The organism is Kitasatospora sp. NPDC006697 (assembly GCF_042869935.1).
Classification (GTDB): domain Bacteria; phylum Actinomycetota; class Actinomycetes; order Streptomycetales; family Streptomycetaceae; genus Kitasatospora.
On the sequence record NZ_JBIAGU010000052.1, the window covers coordinates 1 to 18,071 of the forward strand.

Sequence of the window (18,071 nt, forward strand, 5' to 3'; positions counted from 1 at the left end):
GACCCGACCGCCACGAGATCCTGGAATCGAGTCCGTGCTACCTCGATCAAAGCCGGACAGTTGGGGGGAATCCCCTATCGAACACCCTCTGAGGCGTCCCGGAATGCGTCAGGAGGCCCCGAGCGGGAGGGTTGCCACCCGTTGTTCGGGGCCTCGGTGACCATGGAGCGAGGGCTCAGCAGCGGTGGAGGGAGTCGCAGTCCTCCCAGCGGGCGCCGGTGTCCGGGGCGGTGGAGCCGGTGGACGGGGCCACGAGGGAGCGAGGGGCGGCAGGGGCTGTCGTGGGGGCCTGGTGGCCGGCGGCGAGGCGGACGGCGATGGCGTCGAGGATGCCGTGCGGGACGGGGCCGGTGAAGTTGTTCAGCATCGCGGTGAAGGCGAGGTGGTGGCCGTCGGGGGTGGTGACGTAACCGGTGAGGTTGTCGACGCCGCTCATGGAGCCGGTCTTGGCGTGGACGTTGTCGGCGGCGGCGGTGCCGCGCATGCGGTTGGCGAGGGTGCCGCCGACGAGGCGGCCGGGGTTGCCGGCGACGGGGAGGGCGTTGTACCAGGCCTGGTACCACGGCTTGGTCTGCGCGGCCTTGAGGAGACCGGTCATCTTGGCGGGCGTGATCAGGTCGTAGCGGGAGAGCCCGGAGCCGTCGACCTGGCGGCCGGCGGGGGAGGTGGGGCTGTTGGCCGCCAGGAAGCCCTTGATCTGGGTGATGCCGGCGGTCCAGGTGCCCTGGCCGGCCTTGACCTTGCCGATCTCCTTGGTGAGGTGCTCGGCCATGCCGTTGTTGCTGAGCTTGAGCATCGGCACGATGAGTTCGGAGAGCGGTGCCGAGTCGTGGCTCGCCAGTGGCTGGCTGTCCTCGGTGCCGGTGGCGGCCAGGACATCGTTGCGGACGACGTGGACGCCGTGGCGCTCGAGGGCGGCGGCGAAGACGTCGCCGGTGTAGACGGCCGGGTCCTCGACGGTCTGCCAGAAGGTGACGGGGGCGGCGCCGACAGGCAGGCTGCCGCTCAGGTCGAGCGAGTTGACGGAGCGTCGGCGCTCGACATCGGCGGTGGTGGTGCTGCCCGCCGCACCCGTGGTGATCTTGCCGTTGAGCTGCATCGGCGCCTCGGCGGGGGAGAGGCTCAGCTGGGCCTCGTCCCCTGCCTGGGCACCCGGGGTGACCGTCACCTGCACGGTGTCGACGGTGTACTCGGAGTCCGGAGCGAGGGTGAGGCCGGAGACCTGCGGGCTGTAGCTGTACGGCTGGTCGTCCCAGGCCCAGCCCGGGCCGTACGGGGTGGCGTCGTAGCGGGTTCCGTCGGCGAGCAGGTGGCCGGTGACGGTGGTGATGCCCGAGTCGGCGACCCGGGAGGCGAGGTCGTCGAGGTCCTGGGGGCGCAGGCTGGGGTCGCCGCCGCCGCGCAGGAGGAGGTCGCCGACCAGCACCGGACCATGGACGCTGCCGGCGGTGCGGACCTCGGTGGTGAACCGGTGGTCGGCGCCGAGCAGGTCGAGCGCGGCGGCCGAGGTGACGGTCTTGAGGGTGGACGCCGGGGTGAGCAGGGCATCGGGCTGGTGCTGGTAGAGCACTGAGCCGGTGTCGGCGTCGATGATCTGCACGCCGGCCTGAGCGTTGGTCAGCCGGGCATCGGCGAGGATCGCGTCGAGGTCGGCGGTGAGCGTGGGATCGCCGGACGCCGGGGCGTCCGCCTGGGCGGATCCGACGAGCAGGGATGCGGCGAGCATCACGGCGGCGAGCGGCAGAGTGCGGCGCGGCAGGCGTGTGGTCAACAGGGGCTCCAGGGAAAGCAGGTCGGCGGGGGCGGTTCCGTCACGCCCCCGCCCGCGCGCAGGCGCGGGCGGTCGACCGAAATCCCCCGTTTGTCGTGATCATCACGCTATCAGCCGGGCGAGGGCTGACCTGAGGGGGTGTCATGAGTAGTCACGCGCCGACGGCCGGAAAGGTCTCACGACCTCCCGTCCTCGTTCGGGCGGTGCGTCAGGTGCCGGAGACCGGCAGCAGGCCGCGTTCGGCGAACACCTTCTTGGCGACGAAGGTGGCGTTCAGGGCCTTGGGGAAGCCGCAGTAGCCGGCGGAGTGCAGCAGGGCCTCGACGATCTGCTCGGGGGTGAGCCCGACGTTGAGCGAGGCATTGATGTGGACCTCCAGCTGGGGCTCGCAGCCGCCGAGCGCGGTGAGCATCCCCAGGGTGACCAACTGACGGTCGCGCGGTGCCAGTTGGGGCCGGTTGTAGATCTCGCCGAAGCCCCACGCGACGATCTGGTGTCCGAGTTCGGGGTTGATGTCGTCCAGCGACTCGACGACCCGGCGGCCGACCTCGCCGTCGATGCGGTTCAGCACCTCCATCCCGTGCTCGAAGCGCTCCCGGCGGACCTGGGCTTCGTTCGCGGCCGTGCTCATGGTGGCGCTCCTCTCCGGGCCGCCGTCGGCGGCCGTGTGACTTCCGGTCGGCTCCCCCCGTCGAGTCCGGCGGGCGGGAGACATGGCAGTACCGTAGGCCTTGGAGTGCACTCGAACTCAAACCCGACGGTGCGTCAGTCGCCGCAGAACTGTCCCGGTGCCGGGGGCCGGCGCTTCCGGCGACGGCCCGGGAGACCGGAAACCGGTCCGCAATGCCGCCGAAACCGCAGGCGACGCCGTTGCTCCGATAGTGGCCGGATGACAACGCCCGCCACCACCAGTAAGCCGGCGGCCGCCACTTCGCGCGCTGCCGAGATAGCCGCGTACGGCGACCGGATCCTCGCCATCGAACCCACCGGCATCGAGCCCGTCCCCGCCGGGGCCCGGCACGGCAAGCCGCTCGGCCTGCTGTGGACCTGGACCTCACCCAACATGGAGTTCGCCACCGCTTTCGTCGGCGTCCTCGCGGTCGGCATCCTCGGCCTCGGGTTCTGGCCCGGCGTGCTGGCACTGGTCCTGGGCACCGCGCTCGGCGCCGTCGCCCACGGCTTCCTCGGCGTGGTCGGTCCGCGTTTCGGAGTGACCCAGATGGTCGCCGGACGCTCCGCCTTCGGGTTCCTGGGCAATGCGCTGCCCGCCGTGCTCAACGCGCTCACCGCCGGCATCGGCTGGTTCGCGGTCAACAGCGTCAGCGCCGCATACGCGCTGAACACCCTGCTGGGCTGGCCGCTGCTGCTCTGCCTCTTCGTGGTGGTGGTCCTCCAGGTCGCCGTCGCCTGTTTCGGCCACAACTTCGTGCACAGCGCCGAGAAGTACACCTTCCCGGTACTGACCGTGGTCTTCGTGGCCGCCGCCGCGGTCATCCTCGCCCACTCCCACCCGGGCTCCGCGACCGGCGCGCACGCCGCCCCCGGCGCGTTCTGGCTCGCCGCGGGCGCCGCCTTCGGCTACGCCGCCGGCTGGACCCCGTACGGCGCCGACTACACCCGCTACCTCCCGGCCACCACCGCGCGATGGAAGACCGCCTTGTGGCCGGCCGTCGGTGTCTTCGTCTCCTGCGCCTTTCTGGAGGTCATCGGCGCGGCCTCCTCGACTGTTCTGATCCCGGACGGCATCGCGTCCAGGCTCTCCCTCACCGGAGCGTTCACCTACTCCCTCCCGGGCTGGCTGGCCGACCTCACCCTGCTCGCCATCGCGCTGGGCGGGATCGCCGCCAACGCGCTGAACATCTACTCCGGGTCGCTCTCCTTCGTCGCGATCGGCCGGGGGCTCCCGGCCCGGGTGAACCGCGCCGCGGTCGCCCTGGTCTTCGGCGTCGTCGGCACCCTGGTCGCCTGGAGCGGGCTCAGCAACTCCGGTACCAAATACGAGAACTTCCTGCTCGTCATCAGCTACTGGATCGGCCCCTGGCTGGGCGTCACCTTCCTGGACCGCTTCCTCAGTCGCGCCCGCTCCGACGCGGACACCGCCGCGCTGCTCCAGGACACCACGTACCGCAACCGGGCCGCGCCGATCGCGATGGCCGTGGGCACGGCGCTCGGCGTCTGGCTCTTCTCCAACCAGACGGACTACGTCGGACTGGTCGCCAAGCAGTACCCGGGCATCGGGGACCTCGCCTTCGCGGCGGGCTTCGCCATCGCCGTGCTGCTCTACCTGGCGCTGCGCCGGGTGCCCGGTCTGGTCCGGACGCCGGTGACCGGCGCGCCCGACGCCGTCGCCGGCTGAACCGGTGGACAGTGGGCTCATGACCGACCTGCCCGTTCCCGCCGAGCTCTTGTCCGTCGCCCTCGCGCAGGCCCGTCTGGGTCTGCGCGAGGGCGGTATCCCGATCGGCGCCGCGCTCTTCGGCCCGGACGGGGAAGTGCTGGGACGCGGCCACAACCGCCGCGTCCAGGACGGTGATCCGTCCATGCACGCGGAGACCGCCGCCTTCCGGGCGGCGGGCCGACTGCGCGGCTACGGCCGGACCACGATGGTCTCCACGCTGTCGCCCTGCTGGTACTGCTCGGGCCTGGTCCGGCAGTTCGGCATCGGGCAGGTGATCATCGGGGAGGCGAGGACCTTCCACGGCGGCCACGACTGGCTCGCCGAGCACGGGGTCCGGATCACCGTCCTCGACGACGCCGAATGCATCGCACTGATGCGGGAGTTCATCGCCACCCGGCCCGACCTCTGGTACGAGGACATCGGCGAGTGACCCCGCTGGATGATCCCGTTGGCACCCCTTGGAGCACCATGTCCTCTCGCATCCCCGTGATCGACCTCGGCCGCTGGCTCTCCGGTGACCCGGCGGCCCGGGCCGGTACCGCCGCGGCCGTGGACGCCGCGCTCAGCCAGGCCGGCTTCCTGCTGATCACCGGACACGGCGTCAGCCTCGAGATCCGGGAGGAGGTCCGGCGGGCCGCCCGCTCGTTCTTCGCGCTGCCCTCGGAGGCGAAGGAACGCTACGCGGTGAGCGTCGGCGGCCGCGGCTGGCTGGCCGAGGGCGCTGAGGCCAACGGCTACTCGGAAGGCACCCCGACCCCGCCGGATCTCAAGGAGTCCTGGACGGTCGGCGCGGATCAGCCGATCGGCGAAGCCGAGATCGACGGTTTCTGGTTCCAGCCGAACCGCTGGCCGCGGGTCGAAGTGCCGGGGTTGCAGCCGATCGTGGAGGACTACCTGGGGCGGATGCGCTCCGTCGCCGACGAGGTGCTCCGGCTGCTCGGCACCGCGCTGGGCCAGGGCGCCGACTTCTTCACCGCGCACACCACGCACCCGACGTACACCCTGAACATCAACTGGTACCCGGGCACGGGTGTGGTGGGCGAGCCCCTCCCCGGCCAGTTCCGGATCGGCCCGCACACCGACTTCGGCACGGTCACCCTGCTGGACCGCCAGCAGGGCAAGGGCGGGCTCCAGGTTTGGATCGATCCCGAGGACGGCGGCGAGGGCTGGGAGGACGCCCCGTACGACCCGGCGGCTCTGACCGTCAACATCGGTGACCTGATGGCCCGTTGGACCGGCGGCCGGTGGCGCTCCGGCCGCCACCGGGTCCTCCCGCCGTCCCCCGACGCCCCGGATGAGGACCTGATGTCCCTGGTCTACTTCTACGAGTGCGACCCGCACACCATGGTGGTCCCGGTCGCCGGCCCCGTGGCGCACGCGCCCGTGGACTCCTCCGTATACCTGAGGGACAAGCTGCTTGCCATCAGCGTGAGGTGACCAGGGTTTCAGGCGACGGCTCGCTCTTCGACATCGGCCACGGGGGCGGCCCGGCGGGGTACCGGGCCGCCCGACGCGGTTCAGCGGACTCGCGTCAGCCGAACGTCCACTGCTGGTTGCTCTGGTTCGAGCCGCAGGCCCAGAGCTGCACCTTGGTGCCGTTCGCGGTGCCGAACCCGTTGACGTCCAGGCACAGCCCGGTCCGCACGTTGGTGACCGTGCCGTTGGAGTTGACGTTCCACTGCTGGTTGCTGCCGCCGTTGCACTGCCAGATCACGGCGGCGGTGCCGTTGGCCGTGCCCGCGCCGGAGTCGTCCAGGCACATCGGGGTGGAGGAGTTGGCGTAGAGGCGGAACTCCTTGGCGGCGGTACGGGCCAAGGCCTGCGCCGTACCGCCGTTGCAGTCCCAGATCTGGGCCTGCGTCCCGGCGGTCGTGCTGCTGTTGTTGATGTCCAGGCACTTGCCCGCGCCGACGGCGTGCAGCGCGCCCGAGGACCCTCCGTCGCCGCCGCTGCTCGGATGCATCTGCACCACGACCACCGAGTACGCGGGGACGGTCTGCGTGGTGCCGCTGCCGGTGGCGGACGAGGTGATCGAGGTGCTGTTCTTCAGGAAGGTGTACACGGTCGGGGCGGCCGAGGACGGCGTGAAGCCGTTGTAGGACAGGGACACCGTGGTGCTGTTGTTCGGGTCCTTGTTGATCAGCATGACGTTCACGTCGCCGTTGCCGCGGTGCACCGCGTGCGTGGAGATCAGCGAGGTGGAACTGCTGGTCTGGATCAGCGAGTCGCCGGACTGGGCCAGCTTGCTGATCATCGAGATGCCGTAGTAGGGCGCGAACGGGGTGTCCAGCGGCGGCTCGCAGGACGAGCCGCTGGCCAGCACGCCCCCTTCGGCGTAGTCCGTGGCACCGTCCACCGTGGTCACCTGCGTGCAGTCGGAGCCGTTGTGCATGGCCCAGTAGTCGACGGTGAAGGCGCCGTGTTCGGCCCAGGTCAGCATCTGGTCCGGGGCGAACAGCCCGTTCGGGGCGGTGTCCTTGTACTTGTCGACGTTCGTCTCGGTGATGGCGAAGTTCACGTTCGGCGCGTTGCTGCCGGCGTACTGGTTGATCATCGACCGGATCGTGCTGGTGAAGTTCGGCACGTTGGTCTGCGGCTTGGCCAGCAGGTCGGCTTCGCTGGTGCTGGTCGGGTAGTCGTGCACGATCACGAAGTCGATCTTCGGACCGGCGATCGACAGGACCGTGTGGTTCCAGTCCTGGGTGTCGCCGGGGCCGACGATGCCGTCGGGCCAGCTCCCGGGGGTGGTGAGGACCGCGCCGATCTTGATGCCGGGGTCGACCGCCTTCATCGCCGAGATGAACTGCAGGAGGTTGGTGGCGTAGGTGGTGGCGCTGTGGCTGGAGTGCTTGTCCGTCTCCCACTGCGCGCCGTACTCGCCGTTGCCGGGGATCTCGTTGCCGATCTCCCAGTACTTGACGCCGTAGCCCTTGGTGATGTTGGCGTACCGCACCCAGTCCGCCGCCTCCTGCGGCGTGCCGGAGCCGTAGTCCGCGGTGATGATCGGCTGCGCGTTCGCCGTCCGGACGGTGCCCATGAACGTGTCGAAGTCGGTGTTCGGGGCGACGAAGCCGCCGTCGGCGGTGTTGGTCTGCCAGTGGTAGACGTCGGCGTAACTGCCGCCCGGGTAGCGCATCATTCCGATACCGGCGTTGCTGAGCAGGCCGGGGATGTCCGAGCGGTTCATGTTGGTGTCGTAGACCTGGGTGTTCAGGCCGGGGGTGGTGGACGAGTAGTTCGCCAGCCAGTGGGTGGCGTCGACCGTCACCGTCGCGGAGGTGGTGGCGGCGGCCGGGGTGGCGGCGGTGAGCGTGCCGACCGACAGGGCGGCGGCGGTGAGCGTCGCGGCGGCGGCCAGGGCGAGCAGGCGATCGCGTCCGGCGCGGAGTAACTGTTTCACGAAACCCTCCATCGGGGTCGTGTTCGGGCGGGGATGGGTGCTCCCGTCCGTCGTGCGCTCAGGCACGGCAGGCAGGGGTGGGGGTGGAGCCCTCATCGCACTGTGGGGGCGGCCCGGAAGGTGGGGCGGGCCGCTTTTGGGGAGACGCTTCAGGGGTGGGCGCGGGCGGCTCCCGCGTCCGACGAACCGTTCGGCGGCGACCGTATCGACCGTTCTCTTTTCATGCAAGGGGAGAAACGAAAGCAAATTTCGCTTTCTGTTTCTGTTGGCAGTCCGAACGGCCGCGTGTCAGCGTCGAAGCACATCACCTTCTGTTCGTCCCACTCACCAGGGCCGACCGCGCCGGTCCACCGTCCCTCCCCGCTGGTACGCTGCGGGCCGGCGCTCGGGCCGGCAGTGCGGCAACCGCAAGGTGCTGCACCCGCCGCGGCAGGGCTGTCGGTCGCTCGGCCGGCCATGGGGGGCGGCGAGGACGCGAAGGATCGGAAGGCGGCTTTGGCTGACATCGCAGCGGAAGGACCGGCGGACGGTGGCGAACGTCCCGGGGGTGACCCCTCCAAGCCGGTGACGATCGCGTACATCGCCGAGTCGGCGGGCGTGTCGATTCCGACCGTCTCGAAGGTGCTCAACGGCAAGTCGGGAGTGTCTCCCGGCACCCGTGCCCGGGTCGAGGAGCTGATCGACCGGTACGGCTACCGCAGGCTCTCGGGGGCCAACCGCAGCAACGTGGTGGAGCTCGTGTTCCGCGAGTTGGAGCACATGTGGGCCGTGGAGATCATCCGGGGCGTGGAGCGGGTGGCCAGCAAGCACCGGGTGGGGCTGATGCTCTCGCGCCTCGGCCTGCACGACTCACCCGCTCCGGCCTGGGACGATACCGTGGCCCGCCGCCCGAACTGCGTGCTGTCGGTGGCACAGCTCTCCGAGGCCGAGCGCCGGCAGCTCGAGGCGAAGGGCATTCCGTTCGTCGTCTTCGATCCGACCCGTGAACTGCCGGACGGCGTCCCCTTCGTCGGCGCCACCAACTGGTCCGGCGGCCGGGCCGCGACCCGCCACCTGACCGAGCTGGGCCATCGCCGCATCGCGATGATCAGCGGACCGCAGGACGTGCTGTGCTGCGTCGCCCGGTTGGACGGCTACCGCTCGGCGCTGCAGGCCGCAGGACTGCCGGCCGATCCGGACCTCGTGGTCCACGCCCAGCTCACCCGGGAGGACGGCCACGCCGCGGCGCACGGCCTGCTGACCCGGCCCGACCGCCCCACCGCGATCTTCGCCGCGAACGACCTCCTGGCACTCGGGGTCTACCAGGCCGCACGCGAAGCCGGCCTGCGCATCCCCGAGGACCTGAGCGTGGTCGGCTTCGACGACCTGCCGGTGGTCTCCTGGGTGGACCCGCCACTGACCACCGTCCACCAGCCGCTGATCGAGATGGCCGTCGCGGCGACCGAGCTGGCACTGACACTCGGCCGCGGTGAGCCGGCACCCCAGACGGGGCTGGAGATCGCAACGACCCTCACCGTACGGGAGAGCACGGCGCCACCGAAGGACTGACGGCTCCGCAGCACCAGCCCGCCCGTGTCGATCAGTCGACGTGGTCGCAGCCCTGGCAGGGGCCGAGATCAGCACCCGCATACCGCTGCACGCGACCATCCTGCGGTGGTGGCACGAAGAAGGCGGTGACGCGGTGACGTTCGGAAGCGACGCCCACGAACCCTCAGCCGTCGCCCGCGGCTTCAGCCAGGAGCCGTAGGCTGACCTGGCGGGGCATCAGGTTCAGCGGGGTCGTGTCCGGGACCACGGTCTCGAAGATGCGCCCCGCGACATGGGGAAGGGCTTCGAGTTCGCCTTTGAGCATCTCGCAGCCGGCACTGGTCAGGCGCGTCGGGCGTCGCCTGCGCTCTCCGTCCAGATCGATCCCTTGCCGCGCAGCCGTGTCAGCGCGCTGGAGAAGGCGCCGCGGCCGAGTCTCTCGCCGGTCATCCGCTCGATTGCCGTGTTGACGGCATAGCCGTGCGGTTCGCCCGGATCCGGTCCGGTCGTGGGTGCGGCACTGCTGCCCGCTGCCCGCCGCCCGAGTCGGACGGCTGACGGCGCGGATCAACAGCCGCCGTCAGCCGACACGTCTGCGGCGGTCAGCAGTCCGCGGTGGGCACAGTGACCGTCTCGGGCTCGCCGGTGCGGTACCCCGCCGTGCGGTCGCGCAGCCGCGACAGGCGCTCGTGCGCCGTGGGGTGGAGGCGGTGACCGATCGTCTCGACCACCGCGTGTGCGGCGCTGTGCGTGGCTGAGCCGGCTGCGTTGGTCGCGGAGCTGGCGGCTGACCGCACCGCCGGGGCCCGCATGATCGACTGTACGGTCCTGCTGATCTGGTCGTACCGTTCGCGTCCGGCTCGCGATCCGAGCACGTAGCCCAGGGCGAGCCCGGTGATCAGGGTGGGTTTGTGCATGTCGTCTCCATGATGAGCAGTGGGCGGCTGCTTTCGGCGCCGCAGGCGGTCCGGTAGGGGCAGCCTGCGGGCCCGCACAGCCCGGCTGTGCGGGCCCGCAGGCTCGATCTGCTGGTGGATCAGCGCGGCAGGCCGTTGTAGTAGCTGCCGACCTGCTGGTGGTAGTCGGCGTCGGCAGCGTGCTTGTCCTTGTCGAACTCGGGGGAGTTCTTGATCTCGTCCTTGGTGCGGCCGACCCGGACGGTCTGGTTGTCGGGGTCGATCGAGGTGATGGTGCCGGCCGGCAGCAGGACGTGCTTGCCGAAGATCCACGGGCCGGTGTCGACCACGATGTACCGGGCGTCGACGTCGTCGGAGTGCTTGTCGACCTTGCCGATGTGGCCGTCGGTCGCCTCGACCTTGTAGCCGATCAGCTCGGTGCCGGCCTGGTAGCCGGAGTCCTCCTGGTAGTCCCACATGACGTTCTCCACGGAAGCACCTTTCGTAGAACCTGACGTGCCATCCGTCTGTCCCGCGGAGGCAGCCTCATGCACCCGTCGCGCGGGTTCCTCCAGGCCCGCCTCCGGGACCAGGCCGCGCTGAAGCTCGGCGTGTAAGCACGCGCAGCGAGGCCGAAGGAGCAGAACGGTCCACCCGACCGCCGCAGGGACTGGAAGGACTGCCGGCTGGGCGATGCTCCTCGAGGGTCTGGAGGAGATCGCCCCCGGCGCGGCCCTGGCCATGGTCGACGAGGTGATGACCTGGCGGGAGGCGCACAATCCCGCCGTGGCGGAGGCGGGATGGCGATGAGGGGCCGTAGGCGACCGCGGCCGTGACACCAGCCGGTCAACGCGGCCGGTCAGGAGAGCAGGTGCGCCAGCACTCTGCCGAACACCGCCCGACCGGACACCGCCACCAGCGGATCGACCGCGCGGGGCAGACCCGCGATCGAGATCTCCTCCGTCCACGTCACCTCGGTGCCGCCTTGCTCGGGAATCGCGCGCACCGTCAGTACGGCCCAGCCGCGGACCACGCGCCCGTGCTTTTGCAGACGGCAGAGCCCGTCGCGTCCCGGCGCCGGGGCCTGCAGGTGGACGATCTCCATGGGGTCGTCGAAGGCCACCGGCCCCACCCGGGTGCGTGCCAGGATCGCGTCGCCCGATCGTCGGCCCGAGCCGCGGGCGACGCGGACCTGGGTGAACGGCACGCGGTCACCGTGGCGCGGCCAGTCGGTGAGGCGGGCCCAGCAGGCCTCGGCGGTGAGCGGCGAACGACGGGTCAGTACGAAGCGGGCCACGTCTCATCGTAGGCATGGGGCAGGCCCGGGGTCAGGAGCGCTGGCGCGCCACCGGCGGCGTGAGGCCAGTGCGGCCAGCGGTCGTGTGGCCGTGGGGGGCGGGCCCCGCCCCCCCCCCCGGGGGGGCGGGGGCCCCGGGGGGGGGGGGCGGGGGCCCCCCCCCCCCCCCCCCCCCCCGGGGCCGGGGCCCCACGGGTCCGATTCAGTTGGTGCGGTAGCGGGTGGCGAGGGCGGGGCTCTGGCCGGCGAAGGCGGCGAGGTCGGCCCGGAAGACGGCGTCGAGGAGGCCGGCGTCCTCGACGCCGGGGGCGCAGACGATCTCGCCGAGTTCGAGGCCGCGCAGGCCGGCGGTGACGACATCGTCGGCGCTCATGCGGGGCACGACGCTCATGTCGAGGCCCTGGCGGGTGTGGAACTCGGTGGCGACGACGCCGGGGCACAGCACCTGGACCTGGACCCCGGTGTCCTCCAGCTCGGCGCTGAGGGTCTGGGACATGGCGACGAGGTGGGCCAGGGAGCCGGCGTAGACGGCGCGGCGGGGCATGACGGACTTGTCGGCGGGGCCGCTGAAGGCGATCATCCCGGCGACGTTGATGATCTGTCCCTCGCCGCGTTCCTGCATGCCGGCGACGGCGGCGCGGGTGAGCATGGTGGGCGCGACGACCTTGACGTGCACGAGTTCGCGGGCCCTGTCGGCGGGTAGCTGGGCCAGGGGCATGTAGTGGGCGACGCCGGCATTGTTGACGAGCATGGTCAGCGGCTCGGTGGCACAGATCTCGGCGACGGTGTCGACGCCGGTGTCGGTGGACAGGTCGGCGGCCACGGTGCGCACCGCCACCTCGGGGTGGGCGGCGGCGAACTCCTCGAGGCGGTCCTTGTTGCGGCCGACGATGATCAGGTCGTAGCCGTCGGCGGCGAGCCGTTCGGCGAAGGCCTTGCCGATGCCGGAGGTGGCGCCGGTGACGAGGGCGAGCTTGCTCATGGGAAGTTCCTTTCAGCGGGTGGCCGGGGCGGCCGGGGTGGGGTCCTGGTGGAGCCAGGGGTGTTCGGCGGAGTACTGCTCGGCGACGGCCTCGGGCCGGTCGTCGCCGAGGTGGTGGTCGCCGACGGTGCAGCCCTTGTGGCTCAGATGATCCGGGCGATGCGCCACAGGCCGTCGGCGCCGCGCTCGGGCCGGTACTGCGAGCGGCAGGTGGAGGCGAGGTCTGCCTCCACGCCGTCGATGTCGATGCGCCACTCGATGTCCAGCGGCAGTTCAGCCGGGCCCATGCGTGCAGCGGGAAGCCGGCTTGGGCGATTGCGTGGCCGTCGGCAGGCCCTGGTCACCGAGCCCGATGAACCCCAGGACGGGCTGCCAGGCAACCGTGCTTGAGTCATGCCTCCACAGTCGGCCGCACAAGCACAAGCAGCCAGTAGTCCTGTTTTCCTGGGAATGGCAGTACCAGGCTGGTAAACGACTGATTTGCCACAATCGACATATGGCGACCACAGAACTCGGCGCGGCCCTGCGCCACTGGCGTGATCATGTACCGCCCCAGGCCGTCGGCCTGCCCCCCGGGGGGCGCGAGGAGCTGTCGCAGCTGGTCGGCATCTCCGCCGACTACATCATCCGGCTCGAACAGGGCCGCGCCACCAGCCCCTCACCTCAAGTGGTCGAGGCCCTGGCTCGCGCCCTGCGGCTCACCCAGGAGGAACGTGCCCACCTGTTCTGCCTGGCCAACCTGGTGCCACCCGGGCCCGGCATGGTTCCGCGGCACATCACCCCCGGCGTCCACCGCATGCTGGACCGACGGTGACCGACCAGCCGGCGACCACATCAGCGTCGTGTGCCGGGTGCAGGAGGGGATGTCCTCGGTGGTCGTGACCTGGTTCACCGCCAGCCCCTGAGCCCGCCGGCACCGTCCGGCCAGGGCTACACCTTGCCGCGCCGCCGCATGTAGCGCACCACCGCCCAGGCAACGAGTGCGACCGGCGCCGCGATCACCAGGATCTCGAGGATGGGAACGATCGGGTTCCACCCCACTGCTGTCATGCGCCCATCCTGCCGCCACGCCAAGGCCCTTGTGAATGGCGCGATGACAGCTGACCTGAGGGTCTGTTCGATTCCTGGTCGGGACGGACGCTTCGCACTCGCCGGTGAGCCGCGCGAGCTCAGCGATCTGCGCCGAGTAGGCCTCCAACGCGACGCCGCCATCGGCCGATCGCCGTGCGGACGACACACCCGACCGGACCGCGCCGGGCGATCGACGGTACCTGGGAGCGAGTCTTCACCGCCCTGCTCGCCCAGGCCGGCGCGGCCGGGCCGCGCTGCACCAGGTCCTCGATGCGGGCGGCGCCGGCCGGGACGGCGGCCAGCATGTTCCCAAGCGGGATGTGTCTGCTTACCGTTGGCTCGGTGATTGTGTATCGCCTCGAAATAGGTGACATTTCCACCCTTTGGCACCAAGGCAGACACCTGCGCCAGGCGGTCCCGCCGGAAGCGGTGTTTCCACAGCTCAGTGACTGTTTGTCCATAGGTCGCCGGGCGCCGACTACTTCTCCCCGGGCACCTCGACGGGTGCCGGGTGAAGTTCGGGTACCGGAGCCGTCGCCGGCAGCCTGACCGTCGCCCTGGCCGCCGAAGCCCCACAAATTGATCACGACCTGATACGCGCCCTAATGCGGCCAGATCTTGATGCTCTTCCTCGTCTCCGATCACGACCAGGAAACGGAGACCCACGGCGATGGGGACGCGCGGAGGTACGGCACGGTAGGACGGATGCGTCCGGCAGTTGACGAAGGTGCAGGTGGGGCCCGTGGTGAGCCAGGCGGATCGCGACCGCTAGATCTGCGGCACCAGGGTGAAGTAGCGGGCCAGCACGGCCTCGTCCCCGCGCACCTCGAGCCGGTCGGCGGGCAGCCGGCCCCACAGGAAGAGCACCAGGTCGCTGGCCGTGCCGGCCAGTTCGACGTCGGCCTCGCCCGCGCCCTCGCCGGCCAACTGCACGGCCTCGCCGTCGAACCGCACCGTCCAGCTCTGCGGACCGTCGGTGCGGCGCAGCCGGTAGCACTCGCCGGCCCCGGGCGGCGCCTGCGTCATGGCGCGCCGGAACGGGGCCATCACTTCGAAGTTCTGCGCCACCGCGTCCACCGCCAGCTCGGCGTCGAGCGGTGCGGCCGGCCGGCCCAGCGCTCCCTCGGCGTCCCAGCGGTGCAGCGAGACCTCGATGGCCTGCACCCGCAGCCAGAAGGCCGCGGTCGGGTCGGCGCCGTAGGTCCACACCCGGGCGTCCGCCGGCGTGTCGGCGAAGGTGCGGCCCAGCGCCGCCGCGCCGGCGGCGAACCAGTCGACCAGGCTCGCCGCCACCGGGCCGGTGAACGGCTTCTCGGCGGGCCGGTCGGTCGGCGGCCAGTCGGCGGTGCCGGCCGGCAGGTCCAGGAAACTCAACTCGGTGGGGTCGGGCGGGGTGCTGCTCCGCTCCGTGAGCAGCCGGGCCACCAGACGGTGGACGGCTCCCAGGTGGAACGTCAGGTCGGCGGCCGACCACTCGGGGCAGGACGGCACCAGCGGCGCGGCAGGCGCCTCGGCCGCCTGCCGGATCGCTTGTTCGAAGGCCGCGCTCTCATGACGGAAGATGCTGATCGTGTCCATAGCACTACGATGCTGACCCACCATCGGTTCGGGCAAGTCCCAGCCGCCCGGCAATAATTGCGCGCTGGCAATCTTGCGCACCGCGTAGGATTGTTTTGAGTAGAGACATGATTTCCTGGGCCGCAGCCTTGGTCGAGGCGTCGGCGTCCGTCCGGGCGCCCGTGGCATCCTTGTCCGCCGCGGCCGCCGCTTCTTTGGCCGCCTGGGCGTCAGGCCCGGCCGCCCGGGTGGCAGCGTAGACGTCAGCGGCGGCTGCGCAGCGGCTCACCGGAAGGCAGCCTGGGCCGCGTGTGCCTGGCGCAGGGCGCAGGGCGATGAACCAGAAACCCGCTGGCCAGCGGGCTGCCGGGCATGGTAGGCATACCCCCTGTGATGATCATGGGGGATACGGTCCTCGGACTGGAACAACTGCACCGCACCTACGGAACCGGCCCGGAGGCCGTACGCGCGCTCGCGGGGGTGGACGTGGGCTTCGCCCGCGGGACCTTCACCGCGGTGATGGGCCCCTCGGGGTCGGGGAAGAGCACCCTGCTGCAGTGCGCGGCCGGCCTGGACCGGCCGGACTCGGGGCGAGTGGTATTGGACGGGGTCGAACTCGGGCAGCTGACGGAGACCCAGCTGACGGTGCTTCGACGCGACGTGCTCGGCTTCGTGTTCCAGGCGTTCAACTTGGTGGGCTCGCTGACGGCAGAGCAGAACGTCGGCCTTCCGCTGCGGCTGGCGGGCAGGCGACCGGACCGGGCCGAGGTGGCGCGGGCGCTGGCTCAGGTCGGCCTCGGGCACCGGACCGGTCACTTGCCGTCCCAGCTGTCCGGCGGCCAGCAGCAGCGGGTGGCCATCGCCCGGGCGCTGATCACCCGGCCCAAGGTCCTCTTCGCCGACGAGCCGACCGGCGCGCTGGACAGCTCCAGCAGCCGCGACGTGCTGGCCCTGCTGCGCTCGCTGGTGGACGAGGAGGGCCAGACCACCGTCATGGTGACCCACGACCCGGTCGCCGCCGCGTACGCGGACCGGGTGCTCTTCCTGGCCGACGGCCGGCTGGTGGACGACCTGGCGGCGCCCACCGCGCAGCAGGTCGCGGAGCGGATGACCGCCCTGGAGACCGCGCCGCGCGGCACCGCACAGGTGAACCAGTGAGCGCCCTGCTGACTCTGCTGCCGGTCGCCGCCGCGAGCCTGCGTCGCCGCCGGGCCGCCTTCGCCGGCTCCTACCTCGCCCTCACCCTGGGCGTCACCTTGGTGGCCACCACCGGCGTGCTGCTGAACGACACCATGGGCGACGACTCCCCGCTCGGTGCGCCCTCGCTGCACAAGGTGCTGACCTTCGCCGCCGGGATGGCCGCCTTCGTCGCGGTCTTCGTGGTGGCCAGCACCTTCGCCTTCGCCGTTGCCCAGCGCCGCCAGGAGACCGCGCTGCTGCGCGCAGTCGGGGCGACGCCCCGTCAGGTCCAGCTACTGGTGATGGGCGAGGCGCTGGTGATCGCGGTGGCCGCCGCGGTCTCGGGCTGCCTGCTCGCGCTGCCGGCCGCGCCGGTGCTGGCCGCCTGGCTCGTGGCCAGGGGCGCCGCCCCGGTCGGCTTCACCGCGCGGCCCGCGCTGGCCCCGCTGCTGGTGGCGGCCGCGATCGGCCTGGTGGTCGCGCTGATCGGCGCCTTCGCCGCCTCGCTCCGGGCTGCCCGGGTGCGCCCGGCCGAGGCGCTCGGCGAGGCCGCGGCGGACGGGCGGGTGATGACCCCGGTGCGCTGGGCCTGCGCCGTGCTGCAGCTGGGCGGCCTCCTCACCACCGTCGCGTTCTACCTCTACTCCCCACTGCTGCCCGCAACCCCGGGCGGTGGCGGTGGCGGCCAGGTCCAGGACCCGCAGTTCGCCACGCAATGGGTGATGGCGATCGACCTGATGGCGATCGTCTCGCTCAGCCTGTTCGCCCCGCTGCTGGTGCCCGGGCTGGTCCGGCTGCTCACCTGGCCGCTGCGTCGGACGGTCAGCGCGGCGGCACTGCTGGCCCGGCAGAATGCGCTCACCTCGGTGCGCCGCACGGTCTCCACCGCGACCCCGGCCTTCCTGGTGATCGCCCTGACCGGTACAGCCGTGGGGAGCACCGCGGTCTTCGCCGACGCGATGACCGCCCAGGGTCGGGCTGCCACGGCCGCCCGCTTCGTGCTGCGCGCCGGCGCCGCGCCGCTGCCCGCCGACGCCGTGCGGCAGCTGACCGCCGCCCAGCCGGGTCTGCGGGCCACCGCCACCACCTCGGTGGTGATCAGTGGGCTCGGGGCCGACGCCGCCGCGTTCGCCGACCGCTCGGAGGACTCGGCGGCCTCCGTCCCGTCGGCCGCCACCGTGGTGGACGGTGACCTGGCGACCGCCTTCGCGCTGCCCGCCGTCCGCGGCACCGCCGCCGACCTGCGCGGTCAGAGCCTGGCAGCCTCCACCGACCAGGCGGCCGCGCATGGCTGGCAGCTCGGCGACCAGGTGCGGCTGCGGCTGGCCGACGAGACGGTGCTGACGCTGCGCCTGAGCCTGGTCTACCGCACCCAGCTGGGCCTGGACGAGGTGCTGATCGCGGGCGACGCGCTGGCCGGCCATCTGAGCGGCACCCACCCCGGCGCGGTCTACCTGAGCGCGGCGCCCGCGGCACCGCTGGCCGGTGCCGCCCTGACGGACGCGCAGCATCCGGGCCCGGACCCCGGCGCCCGCTATTCCTGGATCGCGACGACCACGATCCTGGGCCCCGCGCTGGTCTACGCGCTGCTCGCGATCGTCAACACCATGGTGATGTCGGCCGCCGACCGGCGCCGCGACTTCGCGGTGCTGCGGCTGGCCGGCACCGAGCGCCGCCAGGTGCTCGGCATGGTCGCGCTGGAGGCGTTGCTGGTGGTGGCCGCCGCTGCTGCGCTGGGACTGCTGGTCACCACGCTCACCCAGGTCGGCACCACCGCCCTGGTCAACCGGCGGATCCTGGCCGGACAGGCGACGGTGGCACTGCACCTGCCCTGGCTCCCGCTGGCCGCTGCGGGCCTGCTCTGCGTACTGCTCGCGCTGGCGGCGAGCCTGCTGCCGAGCCACCTGGCGACGGCGGGGGCGCGCCGGGGCCTGAGCTGACCTGCCGTCAGCCATTGCGACGGTGCACCGGAGGCGGGTGGACCCCTCGTGGA

At 71.7% G+C, this 18,071-nt stretch carries 16 protein-coding genes and 1 pseudogene; 7 read left to right on the top strand and 10 right to left on the bottom strand.

Going from position 1 to position 18,071, the window contains the following annotated elements; genetic code table 11:
- Positions 1–175 precede the first annotated feature (175 nt).
- A complete protein-coding gene (gene dacB / locus ACFYNO_RS39870) occupies positions 176–1,771 on the bottom strand; it encodes a D-alanyl-D-alanine carboxypeptidase/D-alanyl-D-alanine-endopeptidase (protein ID WP_388023323.1) in 1,596 nt (531 codons plus the stop codon).
- 208 nt (positions 1,772–1,979) lie between these two features.
- Positions 1,980–2,402, bottom strand: coding sequence for a carboxymuconolactone decarboxylase family protein (locus ACFYNO_RS39875; protein ID WP_388023325.1), 423 nt, complete (start codon positions 2,400–2,402; stop codon positions 1,980–1,982).
- A gap of 258 nt (positions 2,403–2,660) precedes the next feature.
- Between ACFYNO_RS39875 and ACFYNO_RS39880 the strand changes: the two genes are divergently transcribed.
- From ACFYNO_RS39880 to ACFYNO_RS39890, 3 genes are read left to right on the top strand one after another with little or no spacing between them, the layout of a single operon-like run.
- Positions 2,661–4,127 (top strand): purine-cytosine permease family protein, encoded by a 1,467-nt coding sequence (locus ACFYNO_RS39880; RefSeq protein WP_388023328.1) that lies wholly within the window; start codon positions 2,661–2,663, stop codon positions 4,125–4,127.
- Positions 4,128–4,146: 19 nt separating this feature from the next.
- A complete protein-coding gene (locus ACFYNO_RS39885) occupies positions 4,147–4,599 on the top strand; it encodes a nucleoside deaminase (RefSeq protein ID WP_388023331.1) in 453 nt (150 codons plus the stop codon).
- Between the two features lie 38 nt (positions 4,600–4,637).
- Positions 4,638–5,606 (top strand): isopenicillin N synthase family dioxygenase, encoded by a 969-nt coding sequence (locus ACFYNO_RS39890; RefSeq protein WP_388023334.1) that lies wholly within the window; start codon positions 4,638–4,640, stop codon positions 5,604–5,606.
- Between the two features lie 94 nt (positions 5,607–5,700).
- Here ACFYNO_RS39890 and ACFYNO_RS39895 read toward each other — a convergent pair whose 3' ends face one another.
- Positions 5,701–7,569, bottom strand: coding sequence for an RICIN domain-containing protein (locus ACFYNO_RS39895; protein WP_388023337.1), 1,869 nt, complete (start codon positions 7,567–7,569; stop codon positions 5,701–5,703).
- Between the two features lie 564 nt (positions 7,570–8,133).
- Between ACFYNO_RS39895 and ACFYNO_RS39900 the strand changes: the two genes are divergently transcribed.
- Positions 8,134–9,117: a LacI family DNA-binding transcriptional regulator gene (locus tag ACFYNO_RS39900; protein ID WP_388023339.1), complete on the top strand. Its 984-nt coding sequence runs from the start codon at positions 8,134–8,136 to the stop codon at positions 9,115–9,117.
- A 581-nt stretch (positions 9,118–9,698) separates the two neighbouring features.
- Here the strand turns inward: ACFYNO_RS39900 and ACFYNO_RS39905 are convergent.
- The 6 genes from ACFYNO_RS39905 to ACFYNO_RS39930 all read right to left on the bottom strand — a co-directional run bounded on the left by ACFYNO_RS39905 (position 9,699) and on the right by ACFYNO_RS39930 (position 12,558).
- Positions 9,699–10,013, bottom strand: coding sequence for a YtxH domain-containing protein (locus ACFYNO_RS39905; RefSeq protein WP_388023342.1), 315 nt, complete (start codon positions 10,011–10,013; stop codon positions 9,699–9,701).
- Between the two features lie 119 nt (positions 10,014–10,132).
- Positions 10,133–10,483 (bottom strand): PRC-barrel domain-containing protein, encoded by a 351-nt coding sequence (locus ACFYNO_RS39910; protein WP_388023344.1) that lies wholly within the window; start codon positions 10,481–10,483, stop codon positions 10,133–10,135.
- Positions 10,484–10,851: 368 nt separating this feature from the next.
- Positions 10,852–11,289 carry an SRPBCC family protein gene (locus tag ACFYNO_RS39915; RefSeq protein WP_388023346.1) on the bottom strand — a complete coding sequence of 146 codons (438 nt, stop codon included), beginning with the start codon at positions 11,287–11,289 and terminating at the stop codon, positions 10,852–10,854.
- A gap of 202 nt (positions 11,290–11,491) precedes the next feature.
- Positions 11,492–12,271, bottom strand: a complete 780-nt coding sequence (locus ACFYNO_RS39920) for an SDR family NAD(P)-dependent oxidoreductase (RefSeq protein WP_388023349.1) — start codon at positions 12,269–12,271, stop codon at positions 11,492–11,494.
- Positions 12,272–12,283: 12 nt separating this feature from the next.
- Positions 12,284–12,439 (bottom strand): hypothetical protein, encoded by a 156-nt coding sequence (locus ACFYNO_RS39925; protein WP_388023352.1) that lies wholly within the window; start codon positions 12,437–12,439, stop codon positions 12,284–12,286.
- Positions 12,415–12,558, bottom strand: coding sequence for a hypothetical protein (locus ACFYNO_RS39930; protein ID WP_388023354.1), 144 nt, complete (start codon positions 12,556–12,558; stop codon positions 12,415–12,417). The genes ACFYNO_RS39925 and ACFYNO_RS39930 overlap by 25 nt, the downstream gene beginning before the upstream one ends.
- A 209-nt stretch (positions 12,559–12,767) precedes the next feature.
- Here ACFYNO_RS39930 and ACFYNO_RS39935 point away from each other — a divergent pair.
- Positions 12,768–13,079: pseudogene (locus ACFYNO_RS39935) on the top strand (helix-turn-helix domain-containing protein); the annotation flags it as partial.
- Between the two features lie 1,031 nt (positions 13,080–14,110).
- On the opposite strand, the gene ACFYNO_RS39940 reads toward ACFYNO_RS39935, so the two are convergent.
- Positions 14,111–14,920 carry a maleylpyruvate isomerase family mycothiol-dependent enzyme gene (locus tag ACFYNO_RS39940; RefSeq protein ID WP_388023356.1) on the bottom strand — a complete coding sequence of 270 codons (810 nt, stop codon included), beginning with the start codon at positions 14,918–14,920 and terminating at the stop codon, positions 14,111–14,113.
- A gap of 378 nt (positions 14,921–15,298) precedes the next feature.
- On the opposite strand from ACFYNO_RS39940, the gene ACFYNO_RS39945 reads away from it, so the two are divergent.
- Both ACFYNO_RS39945 and ACFYNO_RS39950 read left to right on the top strand, forming a co-directional pair.
- A complete protein-coding gene (locus tag ACFYNO_RS39945) occupies positions 15,299–16,057 on the top strand; it encodes an ABC transporter ATP-binding protein (protein WP_388023386.1) in 759 nt (252 codons plus the stop codon).
- Positions 16,054–18,018: an FtsX-like permease family protein gene (locus tag ACFYNO_RS39950; RefSeq protein WP_388023359.1), complete on the top strand. Its 1,965-nt coding sequence runs from the start codon at positions 16,054–16,056 to the stop codon at positions 18,016–18,018. Before ACFYNO_RS39945 ends, ACFYNO_RS39950 begins: the two co-directional genes overlap by 4 nt.
- Positions 18,019–18,071 lie beyond the last annotated feature (53 nt).

What these genes read in the sequence shown, in the direction of transcription:
- ACFYNO_RS39875 (WP_388023325.1), bottom strand. Translation starts at nt 2,402, where the DNA reads ATGAGCACGGCCGCGAACGAAGCCCAGGTCCGCCGGGAGCGCTTCGAG.
- ACFYNO_RS39880 (WP_388023328.1), top strand. Translation starts at nt 2,661, where the DNA reads ATGACAACGCCCGCCACCACCAGTAAGCCGGCGGCCGCCACTTCGCGC.
- ACFYNO_RS39885 (WP_388023331.1), top strand. Translation starts at nt 4,147, where the DNA reads ATGACCGACCTGCCCGTTCCCGCCGAGCTCTTGTCCGTCGCCCTCGCG.
- ACFYNO_RS39890 (WP_388023334.1), top strand. Translation starts at nt 4,638, where the DNA reads ATGTCCTCTCGCATCCCCGTGATCGACCTCGGCCGCTGGCTCTCCGGT.
- ACFYNO_RS39905 (WP_388023342.1), bottom strand. Translation starts at nt 10,013, where the DNA reads ATGCACAAACCCACCCTGATCACCGGGCTCGCCCTGGGCTACGTGCTC.
- ACFYNO_RS39920 (WP_388023349.1), bottom strand. Translation starts at nt 12,271, where the DNA reads ATGAGCAAGCTCGCCCTCGTCACCGGCGCCACCTCCGGCATCGGCAAG.
- ACFYNO_RS39930 (WP_388023354.1), bottom strand. Translation starts at nt 12,558, where the DNA reads ATGGGCCCGGCTGAACTGCCGCTGGACATCGAGTGGCGCATCGACATC.
- ACFYNO_RS39940 (WP_388023356.1), bottom strand. Translation starts at nt 14,920, where the DNA reads ATGGACACGATCAGCATCTTCCGTCATGAGAGCGCGGCCTTCGAACAA.
- ACFYNO_RS39945 (WP_388023386.1), top strand. Translation starts at nt 15,299, where the DNA reads ATGGGGGATACGGTCCTCGGACTGGAACAACTGCACCGCACCTACGGA.